The 24,133-nt window shown below is 34.7% G+C and carries 16 protein-coding genes; 10 read left to right on the top strand and 6 right to left on the bottom strand.

Translation table 11 applies throughout. From position 1 onward, the window contains the following. The first annotated feature begins 73 nt into the window (after positions 1-73). Positions 74-988 (top strand): DUF6607 family protein, encoded by a 915-nt coding sequence (locus K5V07_RS04070; RefSeq protein ID WP_221916491.1) that lies wholly within the window; start codon positions 74-76, stop codon positions 986-988. A gap of 126 nt (positions 989-1,114) precedes the next feature. Here the strand turns inward: K5V07_RS04070 and argS are convergent, their stop codons facing one another. After that, complete coding sequence (gene argS, locus K5V07_RS04065; protein WP_221916490.1) at positions 1,115-2,893, bottom strand: arginine--tRNA ligase; 1,779 nt, start codon at positions 2,891-2,893, stop codon at positions 1,115-1,117. A 292-nt stretch (positions 2,894-3,185) separates the two neighbouring features. On the opposite strand from argS, the gene K5V07_RS04060 reads away from it, so the two are divergent. Further along, on the top strand, positions 3,186-5,594 hold the full coding sequence (locus K5V07_RS04060; protein ID WP_221916489.1) for a TonB-dependent receptor domain-containing protein: 2,409 nt from the start codon (positions 3,186-3,188) through the stop codon (positions 5,592-5,594). Between the two features lie 203 nt (positions 5,595-5,797). On the opposite strand, the gene K5V07_RS04055 is transcribed toward K5V07_RS04060, so the two are convergent. Beyond that, positions 5,798-6,793: an isoaspartyl peptidase/L-asparaginase family protein gene (locus tag K5V07_RS04055; RefSeq protein WP_221916488.1), complete on the bottom strand. Its 996-nt coding sequence runs from the start codon at positions 6,791-6,793 to the stop codon at positions 5,798-5,800. A 132-nt stretch (positions 6,794-6,925) separates the two neighbouring features. Further along, positions 6,926-7,933: a 3-oxoacyl-ACP synthase III family protein gene (locus tag K5V07_RS04050; RefSeq protein WP_086454068.1), complete on the bottom strand. Its 1,008-nt coding sequence runs from the start codon at positions 7,931-7,933 to the stop codon at positions 6,926-6,928. A 273-nt stretch (positions 7,934-8,206) separates the two neighbouring features. Between K5V07_RS04050 and K5V07_RS04045 the strand changes: the two genes are divergently transcribed. Further along, positions 8,207-10,618: a prolyl oligopeptidase family serine peptidase gene (locus tag K5V07_RS04045; protein WP_221916487.1), complete on the top strand. Its 2,412-nt coding sequence runs from the start codon at positions 8,207-8,209 to the stop codon at positions 10,616-10,618. A 100-nt stretch (positions 10,619-10,718) separates the two neighbouring features. On the opposite strand, the gene K5V07_RS04040 is transcribed toward K5V07_RS04045, so the two are convergent. The 3 genes from K5V07_RS04040 to K5V07_RS04030 form a co-directional block, all read right to left on the bottom strand. Beyond that, positions 10,719-11,666 carry an ABC transporter ATP-binding protein gene (locus K5V07_RS04040; protein WP_221916486.1) on the bottom strand — a complete coding sequence of 316 codons (948 nt, stop codon included), beginning with the start codon at positions 11,664-11,666 and terminating at the stop codon, positions 10,719-10,721. Between the two features lie 103 nt (positions 11,667-11,769). Next, positions 11,770-12,465 carry an OmpA family protein gene (locus tag K5V07_RS04035; RefSeq protein WP_144893164.1) on the bottom strand — a complete coding sequence of 232 codons (696 nt, stop codon included), beginning with the start codon at positions 12,463-12,465 and terminating at the stop codon, positions 11,770-11,772. Positions 12,466-12,478: 13 nt separating this feature from the next. After that, positions 12,479-12,955, bottom strand: coding sequence for a lipocalin family protein (locus tag K5V07_RS04030; protein WP_182650279.1), 477 nt, complete (start codon positions 12,953-12,955; stop codon positions 12,479-12,481). A 181-nt stretch (positions 12,956-13,136) separates the two neighbouring features. Here K5V07_RS04030 and htpG point away from each other — a divergent pair, with 181 nt between their 5' ends. The 7 genes from htpG to K5V07_RS03995 all read left to right on the top strand — a co-directional run bounded on the left by htpG (position 13,137) and on the right by K5V07_RS03995 (position 24,051). After that, positions 13,137-15,023 carry a molecular chaperone HtpG gene (gene htpG, locus K5V07_RS04025; protein WP_221916485.1) on the top strand — a complete coding sequence of 629 codons (1,887 nt, stop codon included), beginning with the start codon at positions 13,137-13,139 and terminating at the stop codon, positions 15,021-15,023. A gap of 390 nt (positions 15,024-15,413) precedes the next feature. Then, positions 15,414-17,123: an AIPR family protein gene (locus K5V07_RS04020; RefSeq protein ID WP_221916484.1), complete on the top strand. Its 1,710-nt coding sequence runs from the start codon at positions 15,414-15,416 to the stop codon at positions 17,121-17,123. A gap of 145 nt (positions 17,124-17,268) precedes the next feature. Beyond that, positions 17,269-17,937, top strand: a complete 669-nt coding sequence (locus tag K5V07_RS04015; RefSeq protein ID WP_221916483.1) for a DUF6624 domain-containing protein — start codon at positions 17,269-17,271, stop codon at positions 17,935-17,937. A 132-nt stretch (positions 17,938-18,069) separates the two neighbouring features. Continuing rightward, a complete protein-coding gene (locus K5V07_RS04010) occupies positions 18,070-18,768 on the top strand; it encodes a carboxypeptidase-like regulatory domain-containing protein (protein ID WP_221916482.1) in 699 nt (232 codons plus the stop codon). Between the two features lie 210 nt (positions 18,769-18,978). Then, entirely contained in the window at positions 18,979-19,752 is a 774-nt protein-coding gene (locus tag K5V07_RS04005) for a DUF3667 domain-containing protein (protein ID WP_221916481.1), read from the top strand. A gap of 157 nt (positions 19,753-19,909) precedes the next feature. Continuing rightward, the gene (locus K5V07_RS04000; RefSeq protein ID WP_221916480.1) at positions 19,910-20,368 is read left to right on the top strand and encodes a DUF4440 domain-containing protein; all 459 of its coding nucleotides are present in this window, start codon (positions 19,910-19,912) and stop codon (positions 20,366-20,368) included. 431 nt (positions 20,369-20,799) lie between these two features. Further along, on the top strand, positions 20,800-24,051 hold the full coding sequence (locus tag K5V07_RS03995; protein WP_221916479.1) for a S41 family peptidase: 3,252 nt from the start codon (positions 20,800-20,802) through the stop codon (positions 24,049-24,051). Positions 24,052-24,133: the final 82 nt, after the last annotated feature.

Genomic DNA, 24,133 nt, shown 5'->3' with positions numbered 1-24,133 from the left:
AATATTATTTTTATTTAATCTAAATAAATATAGTATTTTTGTCGAAATTATTTATTCCTTAAAAATTATTTATATGAGATCAAAAGTTTTCATTACCTCCATTGCATTAACTACAAGCTTATTAAGCAACAGTCAAACAGATGCTAGACAAAATGACATCGCAGCCATCAAGTCTATGTGCGGTTGCTATGAAGTTCAATTCAACTTTGCAGAAACTTTTAGTTATCCCAAAGATTCATTAACCTATAAACCATCTGAAACAAAACATGAAAAAGCTTTAGAATGGGTTCAGCTTATTGAAGACTCATCTAATAAAATAAGCATGCAACATTTATTAATAGTGGGGCCTAATGAAAATGATATTGTAAAACACTGGAGACAAGACTGGCTATTTGAAAACACCGATTTTCTTAACTTTCAAAAAGATTTGACTTGGAAACACAGCGCAACACCTGCAAAAAATGTAAAAGGACAATGGACACAAAAAGTATATCAGGTAGACGACAGTCCTAGATATGAAGGCTCATCTAGTTGGGTTCATGTTGATGGAAGTCACTATTGGAAAAATACCACAGACGCACCTCTACCTAGAAGAGAGCATACAAAAAGAGATGACTACAATGTATTAAAAAGAAGAAACATACATGAAATAACGGCAACGGGCTGGGTTCATGAACAAGATAACGACAAATTGATTCGGAATTTAAATCAAAAAGACATCTTGTTGGCTCAAGAAAAAGGTTTTGATATCTATACTAAAGTTCCTGATGCTAACTGTAAAGTGGCCCAAAACTGGTGGAAGAAAAACGAGGACATCTGGCTCAAAATTAGAAATAAATGGAATAGCGTTTATGCTTCAAAAAAAGACATCAACTTGCACAAAAAAGTAGAAAAGAAGTCTCTTTTTTCTCTTCTATTTGACCTAAAACCTACTGCAAGTCAAGCAGAAATTGATGCTATCATAGATTCCTTTGTAATTAAATCTTAAAAAAATTATAATGCATAGTTTACATTATATTTAGGTTTGCAATAACTATTTAAAAATTGGCTTTCGCCCAAAAAAAAATTCCGAATCTTAACTGATTCGGATTTTTTTTTATCTAAAGTTTTAAATTTACATTCTGTCAGGAACATTAATTCCCAGTAACTTAAATGATGAAGCAATAACCTCGGCTACTTTTTTAGACAGTTGTACTCTGAATTTTTTCTTTTCTAAATCCTCTTCCCCTAAAATAGGAACGGCTTGGTAAAACGAATTGTACTCTCTTACCAAATCATAGGTGAAATTTGCCAAAAGCGCCGGACTGTGATGCTGGGCTGCATTTTGAATTACTTCAGGAAAAAGCTCTAATTGTTTGACCAATTCTTTCTCTTTTTCATGTAAAATATCTATTTGCGCATTATTTGCGTAATCAAAATTTGCTTTACGAATTATAGATTGAATCCTGGCATAGGTATATTGAATAAACGGTCCCGTATTTCCAGCAAAATCAACTGACTCTTCTGGATTGAAAAGGATTCGTTTCTTAGGATCTACTTTCAAAATATAATATTTCAATGCTCCTAAACCGATGGTACTATACAAATTAGCTTTTTCTTCCGGTGAATACGTTTCTAACTTTCCTAAATCCTCTGCTATTTTTTGAGCCGTAGCGGTCATTTCTTGCATCAAATCATCGGCATCCACAACAGTACCTTCACGAGATTTCATCTTTCCTGATGGTAAATCTACCATTCCGTATGACAAGTGGTATAAGTTTTTTGCCCAATCAAAACCTAATTTTTTCAGAATCAAAAACAACACTTTAAAATGGTAATCTTGCTCATTTCCTACAGTATATACCATTCCGCCAACATCTTGCATGTCTTTCACACGTTGAATTGCCGTACCAATATCCTGAGTCATATACACTGCCGTACCATCTGAACGCAACACAATTTTACGATCAAGACCTTCATCTGTTAAGTCAATCCAAACAGAACCGTCTGGATCTTTTTCGAAAATTCCTTTTTCTAAACCAATTTGGACAACATCCTTACCCAATAAATAGGTATCACTCTCATAGTAATAACGATCAAAATCGACTCCTAAATTCTTGTATGTAATGGCAAAACCATCGTACACCCATTGGTTCATTTTAGCCCACAAAGCTTTCACTTCAGCATCACCAGCTTCCCATTTTTGGAGCATTTCTTGGGCTTCAAGAATAATCGGAGCTTGTTTTTTAGCTTCTTCTTCTGTTTTACCTGCTTGCATTAGTTGATTAATTTCTTCTTTATAGGCCTTATCAAATGCCACATAAAAGTTACCAACTAACTTATCTCCTTTTAAGCCTGATGTTTCAGGAGTTTGATTTTCACCAAATTTTTGCCAAGCCAACATGGACTTGCAAATATGAATACCTCTATCATTAATAATTTGAGTTTTATATACTTTTTTACCCGAAGCTTTGATGATTTCAGCTACTGAATATCCTAACAAATTATTACGAACGTGTCCTAAATGCAAAGGCTTATTAGTATTTGGAGAGGAATACTCGACCATAACGGCTTTATCATTTGCCGAAGGCGTCACAAAACCGTAGGTGGCATTATCTTTTATTCCTGCAAATAGGTTTAGGTAATATTGATCGGCAATTACAATATTCAAGAAACCCGAAACTACATTGAAACGGCTTACTTCAGCTACGTTTTCTACTAAATAATTTCCAATTTTATTTCCTAATTCTACAGGATTACTCTTTACTAGTTTCAACAATGGAAAAATAACCATGGTAATATCTCCCTCAAACTCTTTACGAGTGGTTTGAAACTCCACCTTTTCAATGGTCACGTCAAACAAGATTTTTATTGCGTTTTCTATTGCGGGTGTAAGAACTTGTGGTAAAGTCATTTTATATTTTTTTTGAGATAGCAAATATAGTCATAATCAAGGAAATTGAAAATGGGATACTCACATAATTTACAACTCACAATCAGACCCATACATTAAAATACAAAACAAATCAAAATTACATTGAAATTAATGTAACAATTATACTTCAAAACAGTCTATTATTAAGGTTACTGTGTTCCAAATATTAATTAAATGTTAAATAATACATAAAACAGTATTATGTTTAACATAGTATTATTTAAAAGAATACATTTGCCTAATCAATCAAATCAATCAAATCAAATCAATCATGAAATTGAAACTATCAATTATCTGCTTTATGGTAACGCTGTTTACTGTACAAGCACAAACTTCAAGTAAAACCTCGCCACTTGAAAACTCTGGACTAATCACCGGAAAAATAATCGACAAGCAAACTAATGAACCGCTTGGATATGTAAATGTAGTTGTAAAAGAAGACGGTAAAGTGCTGACCGGCGAAATTACCTCAGATAAAGGACTTTTTAGCATTAAAAATTTACCTCTAAAAAAGTATACCGTTGAAATTCAATTTATGGGATACAAAACTGTTTCTAAACCAGTTGTACTTTCTATAGATCAAAAATCGGCCAATCTCAATACCATAATTCTAGAAGAAGACGCTATACAACTTAAAGGAGTAGAAATTATAGCAGAACGCTCAACCATTGAACAAAAAATAGATCGAAAAGTGATTAATGTAGGTAAAGACCTTACTACCGCAGGAGCCACAGCATCAGAGATTATGAGTAACATCCCCTCTGTAAATGTAGATCAAGATGGTAAAATTTCCTTGAGAGGAAATGAAAATGTGCGTGTTTTAGTTGACGGAAGACCCAGTAACATTGAGGCTTCGCAATTATTAAAACAAATCCCATCAGCCTCTATCAAAAAAATTGAACTGATTACAAACCCAAGTGCAAAATACAATCCTGAGGGAATGTCTGGGATCATTAACATTGTTTTACATAAAAATACCAACAATGGTCTGAATGCCAGCATCAATTCTGGATTAACATTTGCCCAAACTCCAAAGATTTCCAACACTCTGAACATGAACTACAGAACAGGAAAAGTGAATTTTTTCTCGACTTATGGAAATAATTTTGGCATCCGATTTAATGAAGGTATGATATCACGATTAGATGATAATTCCAATCAAATTTTTGATGTCGAAAATGATAATAAGTCACACCTTGTAAAATTTGGAATGGATTATTATATCAATGATAAAAACACCGTGTCTGGTTATACCAACCAAAATATTTTTAAGAGTGATGGTATAATTGATATTAATGTCGTTAATCCTAACCCTTCTCAAAATATACTTCTAAATTCAAAATACCTCACTGACAACACAGATGGAACGTATAACGTAGCGTTCAAACATCTAACAAGCAAAGAAGGAGAAACACTTGACTTAGAAGTAAATCACAGTATTTTCTCTGAAGATCAAATAGCACGTTTTCGCAACACCTATACTAATCCTAGCATACCAAGCAGCGCTTATGATGATTCCCTTGGCGAAAAAAGAAAAAGCACGATTGTAAATCTTGATTACACAAATCCGCTTGACGAAAAAACAAAATTAGAGCTTGGTGCAGAAAGCAGAAATTTACGCACCGATAACGATTATGCTACAAACAACGCCGCTTTGACAAATTCAAAATACACGTATGATTTAGACATTTATTCGGCTTATGCAACCTATGGACAAAAATTCAAGAAAATTGGTTACCAATTGGGAGCACGTTTTGAAAGCTATCATGTAAAAGCAATGCTAAACGGCACCGTTGCTTACAAAGATGATTACTTCACCGTGTATCCATCAGCGTCTATGACGTACTCACCATCTGAAAAAAACCAACTCCAAATTAGTTTTAGCAGACGTGTAGACAGACCTGGAATAGATCAAACAAAACCCCTGAGAGAATTTAGTTCGCCTAGATTAACCTCTATCGGAAATCCGGAATTGGACCCACAATTTACAAACTCAATAGAATTTAATTACACGAAGACACTTTCAAAGGGTTCTTTAACCACCGGATTGTTTGTAAGAAGCATTCAAAACGAAATCAACCGAATCATTTATCCAGATCCTCAAAATCAAGACCAACAAATTTTAAGTTTTGACAACTTTGACAACAACACCGCCTATGGATTTGAAGTTTCTATGAATTATAAAATTAATAGTTGGTGGGATATTCAACCTGCAATAGATTATTCAAACATCAACCAGAAAGGACTTGTATCTCAAATAAACACTGCTACAAACTCATTCGATTTGGTTACCAAAGAAGTTGCCGCAGCAGCATTTAATGCTCGTTTTAATAGCAATTTTAAAGCTAGTAAAAGCCTACGTTTTCTATTATTTGGTTTTTATAGATCTGGAGTTGACGGTGTTCAATTTAACAACAAAGAAATGTACAAAATTGACGCTGGTGGACGCTACTCTTTCTTGAAAGACAAAGCTACATTAAGCATCCGTTTCAATGATATTTTCAACACTATGAAAGCAGGTTTTGACGGTGAAAATCCGTATCCACAAAGAGGTCAATTTAGATGGGAAAGTCAATCCGTATTTGTAGGTTTCAATTATGCTTTTGGCGGAGGTAAAACTAAAAACCTGCAGCGCAAACAAAGAGAAGACAATACCAAACAAGGTGGAGGTCTGTTCTAGAAAAAAATAGTGTTACAAAATTTTAAATTTTGATAGCATATAAAAAACATGATGAGTCAGTTGCCTATTTTATCAACTCAATTGTCTAATTTTTTTTTGAATTCAAAAATGCTTTCCCAATACTAAAAAGTTAGTTTTAATAGTTTGTTCCCCAAAAAATTCGGAGTATGCCACTCCGAATTTTTTATTTTCAGCAAGTTTTATTATTGCAAAAAATAAGAAGCATCAATTAAGCGATTTCCTGTTGCATCATGTACCGCATAGTTAAAACCACCTTGAATACAATACGATCCGTACTCCCCTTTTTTGTTCAAGGCTATAAAACCAACTTGAATATATTTTAGATTTTTATTTCTTTTTTGGGTTAAATTTACAATGCGCATGACTGCCTCTTCACATGCTTTTTGTGGAGACTTCCCTTGTCTCATGAGTTCTACCACCAAGTGACAACCTGTAATACGTATTACTTCTTCCCCATGACCTGTAGCAGTGGCAGCGCCAATTTCGTTATCTACGTAGAGACCTGCGCCTATGATGGGCGAATCTCCTAAACGACCATGCATTTTAAACGCCATGCCACTTGTAGTGCAAGCTCCAGATAAATCTCCATTTGCGTCAAGCGCAATCATTCCTATAGTATCATGATTTTCAATATTAGCAATAGGTTTGTAATCACTGGTTTTAAGCCATTCTTTCCACTCCCGTTCTGAGTCTTCAACTAGTAAATTTTCCTTAACAAACCCTTGCGAAACAGCAAATTGAAGCGCGCCATCTCCAACGAGCATTACGTGAGGCGTTTTTTCCATTACTGCTCGTGCCACAGAAATGGGATGCTTTATAAACTCTAAACACGCCACAGATCCAATATTAGCATTTTCATCCATGATACAAGCATCAAGAGTAACTCGGCCATCGCGATCTGGTCTACCGCCATAACCTACGCTTCGCTCTTTTGGATCAGCTTCGGGAATTTTCACGCCAGCCTCAACAGCATCCAGCGCTTTCCCATTATTTTTTAAAACCTCCCAAGCAGCCACATTCGCTTGCATACCGAAATTCCAAGTTGAAAGCACAATTGGTTTGTTGATTTTCTTGGGTTCTGTTGTATTTTCTGTTTCCGTTTTACCTTTGAAGGCTTGCAACGCAAAAGCTGCTGAGGCAAGAGCTGTTGTTTTTAAAAAATTTCTGCGGTTTGCCATAATTAAATAGGTTTAGTAGTTGACATAACTGGTGTATAAAAATAGCTTTTATTTTCCAAAAAAAAAGTCTGTACAAATTGCACAGACTTCTTTATCTTATTTTTGATTACCCACATTAATCTTGGGTTTCGTTTACCATTTGATAATTGCACTAGCCCACGTAAAACCACTACCAAAAGCCGCTAAAACAACGGTATCTCCTGATTTTATTTTACCTTTTTCCCAAGCTTCAGTTAAAGCAATTGGAATAGAAGCTGCAGTTGTATTTCCGTATTTTTGAATGTTGTTGTAAACTTGGTCATCAGACAGGTCAAATTTCTTTTGAATGAATTGAGAGATTCTCAAATTTGCTTGATGAGGAATCAGCATATCAATATCAGAAACTTGCAAGTTATTCGCTTGCAATCCTTCATTAATCACTTCGCTAAAACGAACTACAGCATTTTTAAATACAAATTGTCCGTTCATGTAAGGGAAATAACTTTCGTCGTCTGGATCATTATCTGCCAAAATATCAGTTACCCAGCGGCCACCCATTCCTGGAGCTTTTACGACTAATTCTTCAGCATGTTGTCCTTCAGAATGTAAGTGTGTAGACAAAATACCTTTGGTTTCATCCTCTTCTCTACTTAATACAGCGGCACCAGCTCCGTCTCCAAAAATTACCGAAACGCCACGACCACGCGTAGTCATGTCTAATCCAGTAGAATGTACTTCAGAACCAATTACCAAAATGTTTTTATACATTCCTGTTTTAATATATTGATCTGCAACAGATAAAGCATATATAAACCCCGAACATTGATTACGAACATCAAGAGCACCAACTGTTTTTAATCCTAAATCACGCTGTACAAGAACACCTGGACCAGGAAAATAATAATCAGGACTTAATGTTGCAAAAACTACAAAGTCAATATCTTCCTTAGCAACACCAGCACGTTCAATTGCTATTTCAGCTGCTTTAACCCCCATTGATGTGGTTGTGTCCTCACCTTTTATAATGTGGCGTCTCTCCTCAATACCGGTACGCTCTTGAATCCATTCATCGTTGGTATCCATGATTTTGGATAAATCGTCATTTGTAACCACGTTTTCAGGTACATAATAACCCAATCCTGCTATTTTTGAATGATACATATTATTGTTGTTTTATTAAAATCAGATTGCAAATTTAGAACTAACTCTAAAATTCAGGGTGCTAAAATACCACTTTTTTAGCAAATTACAAGTTTTAAGGATTTTGAGGCCTTGTAAACCGATAACTCAATTGTCATAAATGAAATAAAAAATGACAGTAGCTATGAAAAAAAAGAAGTTTTTTATAAAGTTTAACACAACAAATGTAACAACAAAACAGTTAAGCAGACTAAAAATAGATACTATTCAAGCTAATTTAAAATCATTAAAATTATGAAATTAAAAATGTCCTTACTCCTTTTCCTTGGCATGAGTTTACAGACTTTTGCACAGGAAAACGTAACCTACCAAAAACCATCTTCTTCTATCTTGACTCTTGCTGATTATGAAAGAGCTCCATCTGTATCAATGGATACTAAAAAAGAATACCTTTTATTATCTTATCGCAATACCTATAAGTCCCTTGATGATTTAAATCAAGACGAACTTAGACTAGGAGGTTTGCGCATCAATCCTACTACAAACATTTCAAGTACGGTTACCTATGTGAACAACTTAAAAATTAGAAAAGTAAAGGATCAAAATGAAGTGCAAGTTGCTGGTCTTCCTCAAAACCCTCGTATCAGTAATATTTCTTGGTCACCTAATGATTCAAAAATTGCATTTACGAATACTGCCGCAACTGGTGTTGAGTTATGGACTATCGATGTGGCATTGGCTACAGCCAAAAAAGTAACTGAGGCTACCTTAAACGCCAATATTGGAAGTCCGTTTGTATGGATGAAAGATAACAATACGCTTCTTGTAAAAATGCTCCCTAAAAACAGAGCAGCCTTGCTAGATTCTAAAAAAGATTTACCTACCGGACCAATTATTTCTAACGCTGATGGATCTAAATCTCAAAACAGAACCTATCCTGATATGTTAAAAAACATGAATGATGAGATCAATTTTGAGAACATTATGACATCAGAATTATACAAAATAAATCTTGATGGTACAGCTACTCTATTTAAAAAAGCAGCCATGTACGCGGGTGAAAGTTTCTCGCCTGATGGGAATTACTTAATGTTAACAACCATTCAAAAACCGTTTTCTTATATAGTTCCGTTGAGCCGTTTCCCATCAAAATCAGTGGTGTTTGACAAAGACGGAAATGAAGTTAAAACAGTTAATGAAGTACCCTTGACCGAAATTATCCCGAAAGGTTTTATGGCTGTGAGAAAAGGAAAACGCAACATGAGCTGGAGAGCAGATAAACCAGCTACACTAGTTTATGTAGAAGCTCTTGATGGTGGTGACCCAGCGAATAAAGTTGATTTTAGAGATGAAGTCCTGCTGTGGAACGCACCTTTTACCACTCCTGCAACAACGCTTGTAAAAACACCACAACGTTTTAGTGGCATCATGTGGGGTACTGAAAATGTAGCGGTACTTATGGATGAATGGTATGATACCAGAAATACAAAAACATACCTCATCAATCCTGCAGCTCCTGAACAATCGCCAAAAGTTATTTTTGACCGAAATTCTCAAGATGTCTATGCAGATCCTGGAAATTTTGAAACTCGCAAAAACGAATTCAACAGGTATGTACTAGCTATAGAAAACAACAAAACTTTTTTAATAGGTGCTGGTTTTACAAAAAATGGACAATTCCCTTTTATTAGTGAAATGGATTTAAAAACATTGCAAACTAAGAGGCTATACACCTCATCGTACACGGACAAAAAAGAAGATATTCTTGAAATTGAAAACTTAAAAGAAGGTACAGTTTTGGTCCAAATTCAGTCTAAAAACGAATATCCAAACTATTACTTGAGAAACATCAAGCAAAAAAATAAACTAACACCTATCACCACTTTTCAAAATCCTTTTGAAAGTATTAAAAACGTAAGTAAAGAAGTTATCAAATACACTCGTAAAGATGGTGTTCAATTATCTGGAACCTTATATTTACCTGTAGGATATGACAAGGTTAAAAAAGAAAAAATGCCCTTGTTGATTTGGGCTTACCCAGCAGAATACAAGGACAAAAATTCAGCAGGTCAAAGCACGCAAAACCCAAATGAATTCACATTTCCTAATTACGGTTCGTTTGTGTACTGGGTAACCAAAGGTTATGTGGTGCTGGATGATGCTGCTTTCCCAATCATTGGTGAAGGAACTACAGAACCAAATGACAATTTTATTACACAACTTGTTGATAATGCAGAGGCTGCTATTAATGCAGTTGATGCTTTAGGATACATTAACCGTAAAAAAGTAGCTGTAGGCGGACATTCATACGGTGCCTTTATGACAGCTAATTTACTAACACATTCTAATCTTTTTGCGTGTGGAATTGCACGTAGTGGTGCTTATAATAGAACATTAACTCCTTTTGGTTTTCAGAGTGAGCAACGCAATTACTGGGAAAGTCCAGAAGTGTACACTGCGATGTCTCCTTTTATGAATGCTGGAAAAATGAAAACACCAATGTTGCTTGTACACGGTGAAGCGGATAACAATCCTGGAACTTTCACCTTGCAAACCGAACGCTACTTTCAAGCTCTGAAAGGACTTGGAGCTCCAGCACGAATGGTGATTTTACCAAAAGAAGCGCACGGATATGTAGCTAAAGAAAACATCCTACACCTATTGTGGGAACAAGATCAGTTTTTAGAAAAACATTTGAAAAACTAAACGCAGCTTGATCAAGCCCAGTTTTTAAACACAAAAATCCCCGAAATCAAATCTGGTTTCGGGGATTGTTTTTTTATATCAAAAGGAAAAAAATTTAGCTTTACGCTAACATCAAATTGACTTCTTGATTAAAGTCTAACTCCGTGTCATGCTCAAAGAAAATGGCTCTTCTATCAAAAGCAGCTTTAACTAAAAAATGACCGCCTCTAAAATAGCATTGCTTGACAACCGCTGTCATTTTTGCATTGTCTACTACTTTTAATTGATGTGGATACAAAAGCAAATATTCATCATCAGCGGGATCAATGTCTATAATTTGTGACAGCATAAACTCATTGACTTCACCAAAAAGAGACGCTACATATTTATTGGCTGGAAGTTCATACAAAGCTCTTGAAGCACCTTTGATCACTACTTGTCCTTGCTGCAACACAATAGTTTCATCTGCAAATGACAAGGAATCCACACTATCATGTGTGGCTATGATACAAGTAATTCCTTTTTTCTTTAAATAGGCAAACAAGTTGCGTCTTAAAGCATTCTTTCTGAAATTATCAATATGACTGAAGGGCTCGTCTAGCAATAAAATTTCTGGCTCGAGGGCCAAAGCTTTGGCCAAGGCTACCCGTTGTTGTTGCCCACCACTTAAATCTTTAGCTTTTACTTTGGCAAAATCCGTCATCTCTACCATTTCGAGTAGCTCTTGAATTCGGAGTTTTTTTAGAGGTAAAAAAGCGCTCGACAAAAACTTACCCACATTTTCCTCTACAGTAGTGTACGGCATTAAATCAAAATCTTGAGCCAAGTATTTAATATAATCAACGCCCGGAATCAAGTTGTATTTTGGACCTAAAATAGGTTTTTCGTTGTAACTAATTGATCCACTATTGAGATCTAATAAACCATAAATAAGTTTGAGCAGGGTACTTTTTCCGCAACCGCTTTCCCCAATAATAGCAATGTTTTGCCCTTTCTCAATAGTAAAATTAATATCTGTTATTACAGGCTTATCACTATAAGAAAAGTGTATATTTTTTATTTCTAGCATCATCAAAAATTAAAGTGCAAATTTACAATCTTTAAATCAATTTTAAGCACAAAAAAAGCTGCTTCTAAAAAGAAACAGCTCTTGTTTTTAAAGTACTTTAAGCTTATTTTTTCACTTCAGCTTCAGCATCTTTGATCATTTTTTCGTTAGCCGTAATAGCAAACTCTACACGACGGTTTTGGCTTCTACCTTCATTAGTTTCATTAGAAGCTATAGGATCAGCAATACCCATTCCTGTTACTTTAAATCTAGCAGAAGAAACCCCTTTGCTTGACAAGTAATTACGTACCGCCGCAGCTCTATCCCCTGAAAGTTTCAAGTTATAATCTGCTGGACCTGTACTATCTGTGTATCCGTAGATAGTAATGTTAGTATCTGGATATTCTCCAAAAACAGGAACTAATTTATCTAGATTAGTTTTTGCAGCAGCAGTCAAAGTAGATTTGTTCGTATCAAAACGCACTGCATTTTCATTCAAAACCAATTTAATTCCTTCTCCTACACGTACTACCTCAGCACCTGGAAGAACAGCATCAATTTCTCGTGCTTGCTTGTCCATTTTATTACCAATAGCGCCACCTGCAACACCACCAATAACTCCTCCTAATACAGCACCCATAGCACCATTACCACCTTTTCCTAAATTGTTACCTAGAACTCCACCTAGAACAGCACCTGCAACAGCACCTATTCCTGCTCCTCTTTGAGTTTTGTTTGTGTTTTTCACAGCCTCACAGCTTGTAAAAATTGAACCTATAACCATTATTGTTGCTATAGCAACTACTGAAATCTTTTTCATGTTATCTTATTTTTTAGTTAGTTTTTTGAAACTGATATATTACATCAGTCATTTTTCCTGCTACATCTATTTTATCTACTAGTTGAAACGAAGTTTCCGTTTGATTAGCAAGACCTAAAATATAACCATCTCTCACTTTTCTTGCTTTTTCGCCAGCGTCTAAAACTTTTAAAACAAACTGACCTTCATTGTTTACAAACCAAGTAATTGGAGAACTAAAGGCAACACAATTTGCTTTGGTCAAAGCCATAGTTCCTTTGTTATTGTTCGATACAAATTTCCAGGTACTACCTACAAAACATTCCGAGTCAGCCAACTGAAAGCTATTTACTTTTACATATTGAGATCCTGGATATGTTACTGAGCTAATAACCCAGTCTCCTTTGATGGCAACTTGCGATTTTCTATCTGTTTTGGTACTCGTAGCTGATGTTGACTTGCAAGCAAACATCAAAACGGCTATAGCGCACACTAAAATAATTTTTTTCATTTTGATACATTTAATGAATTAATACTTACACAAAGATACTATGCATTTTTGAAATTATGTTTCACAATTTTAACATTTTGTATCATAATTAACGCTTACGCCATTTTGTCACCTCTTGTACAATTGGTATTCTATTTGAAAGCTTGATTGGTAACCAATTTAATTTTAAAATTTAAAAAATATGACAACAGGTAAAATTAATGTTTCAGTAGAAAACATCTTTCCCTTAATCAAGAAATTTTTATACAGCGACCACGAAATTTTCTTGAGAGAATTAATTTCGAACGGTACCGATGCCACCTTAAAATTAAAGCATCTGATCAGTATTGGCGAAGCCAAAGTAGAATACGGCAACCCAATGATCGAGGTAAAAATTGACAAAGAAGGAAAGAAAATCCACATCATCGATCAAGGTTTAGGTATGACTGCTGATGAGGTTGAAAAATACATCAATCAAGTAGCTTTTTCAGGAGCCGAAGAGTTCTTGGACAAGTACAAAGACTCCGCTAAAGATTCTGGAATTATCGGACATTTTGGTCTTGGTTTTTACTCTGCTTTCATGGTAGCCGAGAAAGTAGAAATCATCACTAAATCATTCAAAGACGAGCCTGCTGCGCACTGGACTTGTGATGGTAGCCCAGAATTCACTTTGGAACCAGCGGATAAAACTACACGTGGTACTGAAATTATTTTGCACGTTGCTGAAGATTCTTTAGAATTTTTAGAAGACGCCAAAATCAAAGAATTGTTGAACAAGTACAACAAATTCATGCCTATTCCAATTAAATTTGGAACTAAAACACAAACACTTCCTAAGCAAGAAGATGCTCCAGAAGATGCCGTTGCCGAAACCATTACCGTAGACAACATCATCAACAACCCAAATCCAGCTTGGACCAAGCAACCAACAGAATTGGCTGCTGAGGATTACAAAACCTTCTACCATGAGTTGTATCCAATGCAGTTTGACGAACCGTTATTCCACATTCATTTAAATGTAGATTATCCGTTCAACTTAACTGGTATTTTGTATTTCCCAAAACTAGGATCTGATTTGCAAATTCAGAAAGACAAAATTCAGTTGTACCAAAACCAAGTGTATGTTACCGATAACGTAGAGGGAATTGTACCTGAATTTTTAATGATGTTAAAAGGTGTGGTAGACTCGCCAGACATTCCGTTGAACGTGTCTCGTTCAGGATTGCAAGCTGACGCTGCCGTTAAAAAAATCTCTAATTACATCACGCGTAAAGTTGCCGATAAATTAAAATCATTGTTCACAGAAAACCGTGAAGATTTTGAACAAAAATGGAACGACATTAAAATTGTCTTGGAATACGGAATGTTATCCGAAGACAAGTTTTACGAAAAAGCAGGTGCCTTTGTACTTTACCCAACCGTAGATGGCAAATTCCACACGCTCGAAGAATTAAAAGAAAAACTAGCTGCCACACAAACCGATAAAGATGGTAAACTAGTAATCTTGTACGCAGGAAACAAGGATGCGCAGCACTCATACATTGCTACAGCCAAAGACAAAGGATACGAAGTATTGTTGCTAGACTCTCCAATTATCTCGCACTTAATCCAGAAAATTGAAGGCGACAACAGCAACCTGACTTTTGTACGTGTAGACTCGGATCATATTGACAACTTAATCAAGAAAGACGAAACTACCATTTCTAAACTTTCAGATGAAGAACAAACAAGCCTAAAAACCGTTCTAGAAACCATCGTGCCAAAACAAACGTACAGCGTACAACTAGAAGCGCTAGACAGCAACTCGGCACCATTTATCATCACACAGCCAGAATTCATGCGCCGTATGAAAGAAATGAGCCAAAGCGGTGGTGGCGGAATGTTCGGGATGGGTAACATGCCAGAAATGTACAATTTAGTAGTAAACACCAACTCTGAATTGGCCAGCAGCATCCTAAACAACAAAGACAAAGACGCTCAAGAAAGCCTGGTAAAACAAGCGCTAGACTTAGCTAAACTATCTCAAAACTTGCTAAAAGGCGAAGCCTTAACCGCATTTGTAAAAAGAAGTTTCGAGCTGATTAAGTAAATATTATATTTTTAGATCGTTAGATTTTTAGAGTAAACCTGCAAGCGACACCGAAGTATCGGGACTTGCAGGTTTTTTTTGGAGCAGATCAGCCGTTTTCAGCAGGTGTGTACTCCCGCTATACGCTGTAATCTTTGCTTTTGGCTATCGCCATCGCAAAGGATTTTCGCTGCTATCGGGGCTATTTGAGACGGATAATTTTTACAAAGTCGTTTTTTTAAAACACAATTTGTAAGATTATTTTAATATATTTGAGGGATGAATAAATTCAAATGAAACTTCTATTATCCTACTAGATTGGGTGGTGTCGGGGTAGTTTTGTTAAGAATTGATAATTCACAAAACAACAAACAGTAATTGACAACAATATTTGTCGAAATAAACAAAAAAATGGCTGGATTAAATGATTACAAAATAATTGGCAAGAAAAGTAAAAAGTACTTTGAGTTGTTAGCGACTGAGTTAGACTTTAATTATTCTTCTTTGGATGAAAAACAAATTGAAAGACTTGGATTTTATTTGTTCATAATCGAGCATTTGTCAAATCACTCTGATATTCTAGATATATCTGATTTAGTGACAGATACAGAATTCAATTCTTTACTGTATAAGGAGAGATTCGATGATTGCGGTATAGATGCAATTATTTTGGATGAAGAAGAGCATCATATTCAATTGTATAATTTTAAGTATAGAACTAAATTTAATATTGGTAAACAAAGCCTTAATGAAACTATTTTATCAAGTAAATTTATTAATGCCATTATTAATGAAGATTTATCACAATTAGAAGGTAAGACCAAAAAAGGTGCAAAAGAGATCGTTGATAAATTGAACAGTAATGAGGAATGGAAAATCTCATTATTTGTAGTAAGTAATGAAGATATTGAGCTTACTTCAAAAGATCATCATCTTGAACAAATGGAGAAAGTTTACGGTTTAGAGGTAATACTAGTTGGATTAGAACAAATTAGCCAATTTGTTTCATTAAGGCCAAACCCAGTAAATGCAGAATTAATTGTTGATAATGATGCAATAATGTCGTTTTCTGAAAGTTCGATTTCGTCATCAAAATCCTATATTATTAGATTGCCATTGTCAGAAATAATTAGAATAACATGTGCTGATAGTGATTTAAGAAAAAATTATGGGATTGAAGTTCTCGAACCTTTAACAAAGGTAAATATAGACTATTCTGTGCTATTTGATAATGTCCGTGGTCTAGTAGTGAAATCCAAATACAATAAGAATATATCATTTAGTTTAAAAAATGATCCTACTAAATTTTTCATGTACAACAATGGTTTAACACTAACCGCAAATGACATTAAAGCGGAACCAGTTAATGCTAATAAGAAAATACGTTTATCAATAGATTCGCTCCAAGTATTAAATGGTGGTCAATCTCTTAGAACAATGCATCAATTTAACAGTGAAGACCCTAAACATTTAGAAGATTATCTTTCAAAAGGTGAAGTGTTAGTAAGAATTTTTAAAACTTCAAAAGACTCTGATTTGAACAATAAAATCGCTGAATACACAAATAGTCAAAATTCTATTTCCAATGTAGATTTGAAGTCTTTACGAAGCGAACAACTGCAAATAGAACAATTCCTTGACGAGCATAATATTATATATTCAAGAAAAACTGGGGATACAGGTTTAGATATTACTAAGAAATATTTACATAAAATTAGTATGGAAAGGTTTGGACAAATCTTAATGTCTTTTCAAGGAATGCCAGAAAGAGCAACCAATCAGAAAAAATTCATTTTTGAGAAATATTATGATGAATTATTCCTCAGTGATACTTTTAATTTGGAATCTTGTCCAGATATGATAATCAAGTATTTCCTTGTAAAAAAAGAATATGAAAAATTAAAAGGAAGTATAACTGCTAGTGAACAAAAAGTATTTTATGTAATTTACATGAGCACAGTTATCGATAAACCTGTTTTTGATATAATTAACCAATTAGAACAGATAATAAAATCGTACGAACCTTCGTCTGGAAAAACTGTAACTGAGGCTCGTAAATTGATACAGCTTAACTTTAAAATTTATTTAGATGATCAAATCCTCCCTAATACTAACTCTTAAATCCAGCTGCTTGAAGTGTTCTAAAAAACATTCTTAAAACTCGAGGATGCTGTTCGAATGTCTCTGCCTAGACTGTTTAGTTTTTGGGAAGTTTTTTTAATTATATACAATTTATAGACCATGTTGCCCAAAAAAATCGAATTAGATGAAAAAATCATTATTATTTTTAATTTTAGTTATAATTAGTTGTAAATCAACTAAAGAAATGTCGAATTCTGATAAAGAAAAAATAACTGCTGAACTAGATTACATATTTACTATTGACCAAAAATATAGTTTTGCAACTCCTTCTGAAGAACTCCTTAAAAAATTTGGAAAAAATGAAGCGTGGAAAATTTTTGAGATGAAAAGTGATAGTGTTGGTATTGATAATCAAAAAAAAATTAAAAAAATATATTCAGAATATGGTTATTTAGGATATGATAAGATTGGTCAAGAATACTCGAAAAAATTCTGGATTACTATCCAACACGCAGACAATGATATTAAGTTCCAGCAGAAAATGCTTAAAGCATTAGCAAAAGAAATTGAGAAAAATAATGCCGAAAAATCTAATTACGCAATGCTTGAGGACAGAATTGGAATTAACCTAAACCAAAAGCAGAGATTTGGTTCGCAAGTTACATACAATAAAGTAGGACAAGCTATTCCAAAAAACGGATTACTTGATTCATTAAATATTGATAATCTGAGATTAAAATATAATTTATCTTCATTTAAAGAATATTATAATGAAATGACGACAAGTCACTTTGAAATGAATAAAGATTATTATTTAAAACAAGGAATGACAGCACCAAAACTATATCAATAAAGCGCTGCTGTATGAATCTCTTCAGCTATATGATATACCTTGCGATGCGAAGTCAGAGGCATTGGCAAAGCAACAAGTAGAACTAAGAAGTCAAACCGTCAAATTGTTGAATTTTAAACTTTGTAGTATAAGATGAAATACAAACTAGAAATACCCAAACCATGCCACGCAGATTGGAATTCCATGAGTGCTACAAATCAAGGTAAATTTTGCGCAAGTTGTAAAAAAGAAGTCATCAATTTTGAGTTATACACTAATGCTCAAATTTTGAGTGAAATTTCGAATAACACATCCGTTTGCGGTAGATTATCTAAAAATCAAATTAATTCAGAGTTTACAAATTCAAAGCCTACACCAACACCTTTTTGGGGAGTACTTTTTAGTTTTACTTCTCTATTAACGGCAATACCGGTATTAGCTCAAAAAGAAAAAGCGAAAATAGAAATTATTGAGTCGAAATCGAGCTCTTCTACTGTTGAACAAACAGACAGTACTTTTGTAACCGTTTCAGGTATTGTTTTAGAAAAATTAACCGCTGATGCTAAAAAAAGTATACCACTTCCCGGAGCAGTGATTGAACATAAACAATCTAAAACAAGCGTAACAACAGATTTCAACGGGAAATTTACAGTTAAGATACCGTTCCAAGATTTTTCAAAATCTAAGTTGCTATTAGTTCATTTTATCGGAATGGAAAGTAAAGAAATCGAAGTACTGAAAGCAGCAAACAATCTAAAAATAGAACTGACTCCAAGTGAAATGCTACTGGGAGAGGTCATTATTGTCCGCAAACGAAATATCTTTGATAGGATTAGAAGTATATTTCGTTAATTTTTAAATAATTTATTGTTTTGCAATCACTGATCTTTCTTGATGATTTTCCATAACAGTACTTTTTATGTATCGCTATTTCAGGACTAGACAAAATAATTTTAGTAAATCTCTCAGGTAATATTTTTGAAAGCTTTTTTATTTAGATACAATAAATTATTACTTTTACTTACAAAATATAACCTATTCTAAAAAGCAAAATAGTAACCCATGGAGAACAAACAATGCCTAAACTGTGAACAAGATGTTTCTGGTAATTATTGTCAGAATTGCGGTCAAAAAAGCAATACACACGCCATAACCTTAAAGCATTTTTTTGCCCACGATATCATACACGGTGTGTTCCATTTAGAAAAAGGAATCTTATTTACTTTAAAAGAAACATTTACAAGACCTGGGCAAGCAGCTTTGGATTACATTCATGGCAAAAGAGTAAACTACTACAATGTTTTTGCACTCACTTTAATAATAATCGCTTTGAATATTCTAACGGTGCATTATTATCATGACCTGAATCCTCCATCAGTTTCTAAAAATACAAATGAGGGAATCCAATTAATGAACTTCTTATCGAATAATGTAAAATTGATTCTATTTGGATTCGTCCCGTTAATTGCGGTTAATGCTTTTCTGATTTTCAAAAGATTGAAAATCAACCTAGCGGAGCATTTTATCATTGCAGGAATAAATTTGTTGGGAATATTGGTTTTGTGTTTATTTGCCAACTTGTTGTCACTTTTGAGAGTCTTTGAGGACATTAAATCCTTTGTAGATATTTTAAAAATTGTATATTTTTTCTTGATTGTTTTGTTTCCTTTTTGGGTGTATTTCAATGCGGCCTATAAAAGGTATTCCATGATAGGGTTTATGTGGAGAATAATTGTGTTTTATACACTTCTGTTTTTTGAAATTGTAGTCATAATGTCACTTATTGCAAAAATCGTTACTAATACTACATCCATAAATTTACATCTCAATTTATAAAAATATTTCTGCTATCTCCACTGATTCTCGATTGCACTTATTGCTTACTTGTTATAAAAAATATCGTGGAGTATGTAACTCGGCCAACTTTGAAGATTGCAAAAACCAGAAAAAATATCTTAATTTAGTTTTTAATCCAGCAGTTAATTAAGTAAAAATGAAAAGACGTAACACCATAATATTGACACTGTTTTTTAATTCGATAGCATTCGGTCAAGTTTCAAATGAAACCCACAAAAAACTGATTCAAAGTTTAGTTCTCGAATCGTTTGATGAAATCTGGTCCAAATTAGAACCTAAAAACATTGAGAAATATTACACCAAGGATTTCCTGCTTTTAGAACACGGCGAAGTGTGGAATAACGATACCATTGCAACACATTTTAACAAAGCCAAACTCAAATTACCCATGCCAAAACGAGTAAACACAATTGAAATTATTGATATCAAAGTTACCAACAAAACGGCTTGGGTGGCCTACCACAACTATGCAACCTTTTCTGTTGAGGATAAAATTATTAGAAAAGCACATTGGTTAGAAAGCGCCACGGCCATTTTAACCGATAAAGGCTGGAAGTTTGATATGCTGCATTCTACTAGAGTGAAAAGTGAGTAAAAAATCATGATCGCAAGGAAGTGTTGTTATGGACAATAACTTTGATTTGTAATTCGTACCCACTAAAATTTTAGCTACACTTTAAAAAAATACTTAAATTTCAGTTGTTTTTAGCACAAATAATAAAACTCAGTTTAAATGTAACATTGCAGACAGTAAGTACTTTTTATAAATAATATGCGCTTTTCGTAATTTATAAAACATAAAAAAAGAGGATGTAACGTCCTCTTTTTTTATGTTTTATCCGTTTCTTTCCCCCTAACATCTTCACTTTTAAACTTATCTAGCTTTACAAAGCTGACCAATAAACGAGAATTAAACTTAAAACTGTCTGCTCTTTTTTTTCTTTTTCAAATCTCAAAAAAACAATGTAAACCTGTAACAAAATCTCAAAATAAGCTACTAAATAAAGAACCAAACTCTTATTAACTATGAATTTAAAATCATCTCTATATTGTGGCTTGTTGTTAGTAGCAAGCTCAGTATCATTCGCACAAGATGCCCTCTGGTTGCGCCATCCCGCGCTTTCTCCTGATGGTAAAAACATTGCTTTTGGCTACAAAGGCGATATTTATGTAGTCAATGCCCAAGGTGGCACTGCAGTTCCTATTACCATTCATGAAGGACACGACATGATGCCTGTGTGGAGCAAAGATGGCAAGCAAATTGCTTTTGCTAGTGACCGCTACGGAAATTTTGATGTATTTACGCTACCCGTAACTGGAGGAACTCCTACCCGACTAACTTTTAACTCAGCCGCTGATTATCCGTATGATTTTTCACATGATAGCAAAAATGTGTTATTTGGTTCTAGCCGCCAAACGAGTAACAACAACATCCATTTTTACTCGCCGCGTTTGTTCCAAAACCTTTACACAGTTGCAGCAACTGGCGGAAAACCGGTTTTGGTTACTGAGGGCGGAATAGAATATGCTCGCTACAATGCAGCAGGAAATCAAATTGTTTTTCAAGACCGCAAAGGATATGAAGATGCCTTACGTAAACACCACACTAGTAGCGTAACGCGTGATATTTGGGTATTTGATGTCAACAAAAAAACGTACACGCAGTTAAGTACTTACGAAGGTGAAGACCGCGAGCCGGTGTACAGCAACGACAATCAAAATATTTTCTTTTTGAGCGAAGCAGACGGCAGCAATCAAAATATTTTCAAGCAAAACCTATCTGCTAAAACAGCAACGGCCATAACTACTTTCAAAAACAATCCGGTACGCCATTTAAGCGTAGCACAAGACAATACTTTGTGCTTTTCGCAAGACGGAGAAATTTATACTTTGAAAGAAGGCCAAAGTCCACAAAAAATAAAAATTACGATTCAAAATGATGGTAAAGGCAATGTGGAGAAAAACGTACCTATTGCAGGTTCTATTTCAGAGTTTGTGCCTAGCCCGAACGGAAAAGAAATTGCAATTGTTTCTAGAGGTGAAATATTTGTAACCAATGCCGACGGTGGAAGTACCAAAAGAATTACCAACACACCAGAGCAAGAACGCCATGTGCAATGGTCACCTGATAGCAAAACCCTTATTTATGCCTCAGAGCGTGGTGATAGTTGGGATTTATTTACGGCAAAAGTAGAACGAAAAGAGGAATCTTATTTTTACGCAGCTACTTTGATCAAAGAAGAAAAGTTAATTGCGTCTGACAAAGAAGAGTTCCTGCCTAAATTTAGCCCAGACGGAAAAGAAATTGCTTTTGTTGAAGAACGCAACATTGTTCGTGTGTATAATTTGGCGAGCAAAACCTCAAGAACTATTTTACCAGAAGGTAGAAACCACAGTTATTCTGATGGCGATTTTGGTTTCAACTGGAGTGATGATAGCAAATGGCTTTTTGTAGATGATAGCATGGGTAATTTTAATGCAACTCATACCGCGATGATCAAAGCTGATGGTTCTGAAACTAAATACCCAATTATGAGTGGTTTTGGCGAAGATGCAGCCAAACAACAAATGAAAGGCAAGGCATTAGCGTGGCTGAGCAGTAAAGAAGGTCGTAAATCATTGGCCAATCAAGGCAGCAGAGAACTTGACGTGTATGCCGTATTTTTCGATAAAAAAGACTTTGAAAATTTTAAATTATCCAAAGAAGAAGCGGCTCTTGTAAAAGAAATAAAAGATAAAGAAAAAGAAGCCGAAGATAAAAAAACAGCTGCTAGCACTGATAAAAACAAGAAAGACACACCTAAAAAAGAGGAAGTTGTAGTTTGGAATCCAGATTTGACTGATCTTGAAACCAGAAAAGTTCGTGTTACGATTAACAGCTCATCTATCGCTGATTTTGTATTTAATGATGACGGAAGTAAACTGTTCTATTTAGCGTCTTTTGAAAAAGGATTCGACCTTTGGGTAACCGATACTAAAACCAAAGAAACTAAGATTTTAGCCAAACTAGGATCATCGCCAAGTACTTTATTTTTGAGCAAAGACAACAAAACATTGTTTGTTAGAAACGAAGGAGGTTTATCGAAAATTGATACGGAAGGCGGGAAAATTACTGGAATCCCTGTATCGGCAGAGATGGTTTTAAATACAGAGCAAGAACGCAACTACATTTTCAATCACATGTGGAGACAAACCGCCAAGAAATTTTACGATCCAAAATTACATGGCGTAGATTGGAAAATGTACAAAGATACGTATGCTAAATTTTTACCACACATCAATAACAACTATGATTTCCAAGAATTATTAAGTGAAATTTTAGGAGAACTGAACGCCTCGCACACTGGTGGTCGTTACAGTGCTAGTTTCCCTAATATGGATGTAACGGCTTGTTTGGGTTTATTGTACGATGAAAAAAATGCCGCTGATGGTTTAAAAGTTACAGAGGTTATTGTAGGCGGACCTTTTGATAAAACGGGATCAAAGCTAAAAGCAGGTGCGACTATCAATAAAATTGACAACGAACCGATTACTGCAACTACAGATTGGGCTAAATTTTTGAACAGAAGAACGGGTAAACTAATCCTAATTTCAGGTGTAGATGCTAATGGTGTACCGTTTCAAGAATCGGTAAAACCGATTTCATTTGGTGAAGAATCGGGTTTAATGTACAATCGTTGGATTCGCAAAATGAATCAGATTACGGAAAAATTGAGTAATGGTAAAGTAGGCTACGTGCACGTACAAGGTATGAATGACGGTAGTTTTAGAGAAGTTTTTGACCAAGTAATGGGTAAAAATTTCGAAAAAGAAGCTTTGATTGTTGACACTCGTTTTAATGGTGGTGGCTGGTTACACGATGATTTGAATACATTATTGAGTGGCAAACGCTACCTTGAATTTGCCCCACAAGGCAACCGCTTGAAAGATGCGGAACCATTAGGAAGATGGACTAAACCAAGCTGTGTATTGATGGGTGAAGGCAATTATTCAGACGCTTTCATTTTCCCATACGTGTACAAGCAAAACGGAATCGGGAAGTTAATTGGAATGGGAGTACCAGGAACGGGAACCGCAGTTTGGTGGGAAACACAAATTGATCCTTCTTTAGTTTTCGGAATTCCAATGGTAGCTACTATCGGAAAAGAAAACAGACCTACTGAAAACTTACAAGTCAATCCAGATATTCCAGTTGCATTGAAATACGAAGATTATTTGAACGGACAAGACAAACAATTAGAAAGAGCTGTTGAAGAAATGCTTAAAACGATTAAGTAATCATTCTGTTCCTAGAAGGTAATTTCATTGAAAAAAATGAGAATATAGTAGAACCAAAAAAAAGAGGTAGCTCAAAAAGCTA

Origin of the sequence: Flavobacterium sp. CHNK8, assembly GCF_019774515.1 — a bacterium.
GTDB lineage: Bacteria > Bacteroidota > Bacteroidia > Flavobacteriales > Flavobacteriaceae > Flavobacterium > Flavobacterium tiangeerense.
The sequence above is the reverse complement of the archived record's forward strand: the minus strand, read 5'-3'. Positions and strand labels throughout refer to the sequence as shown.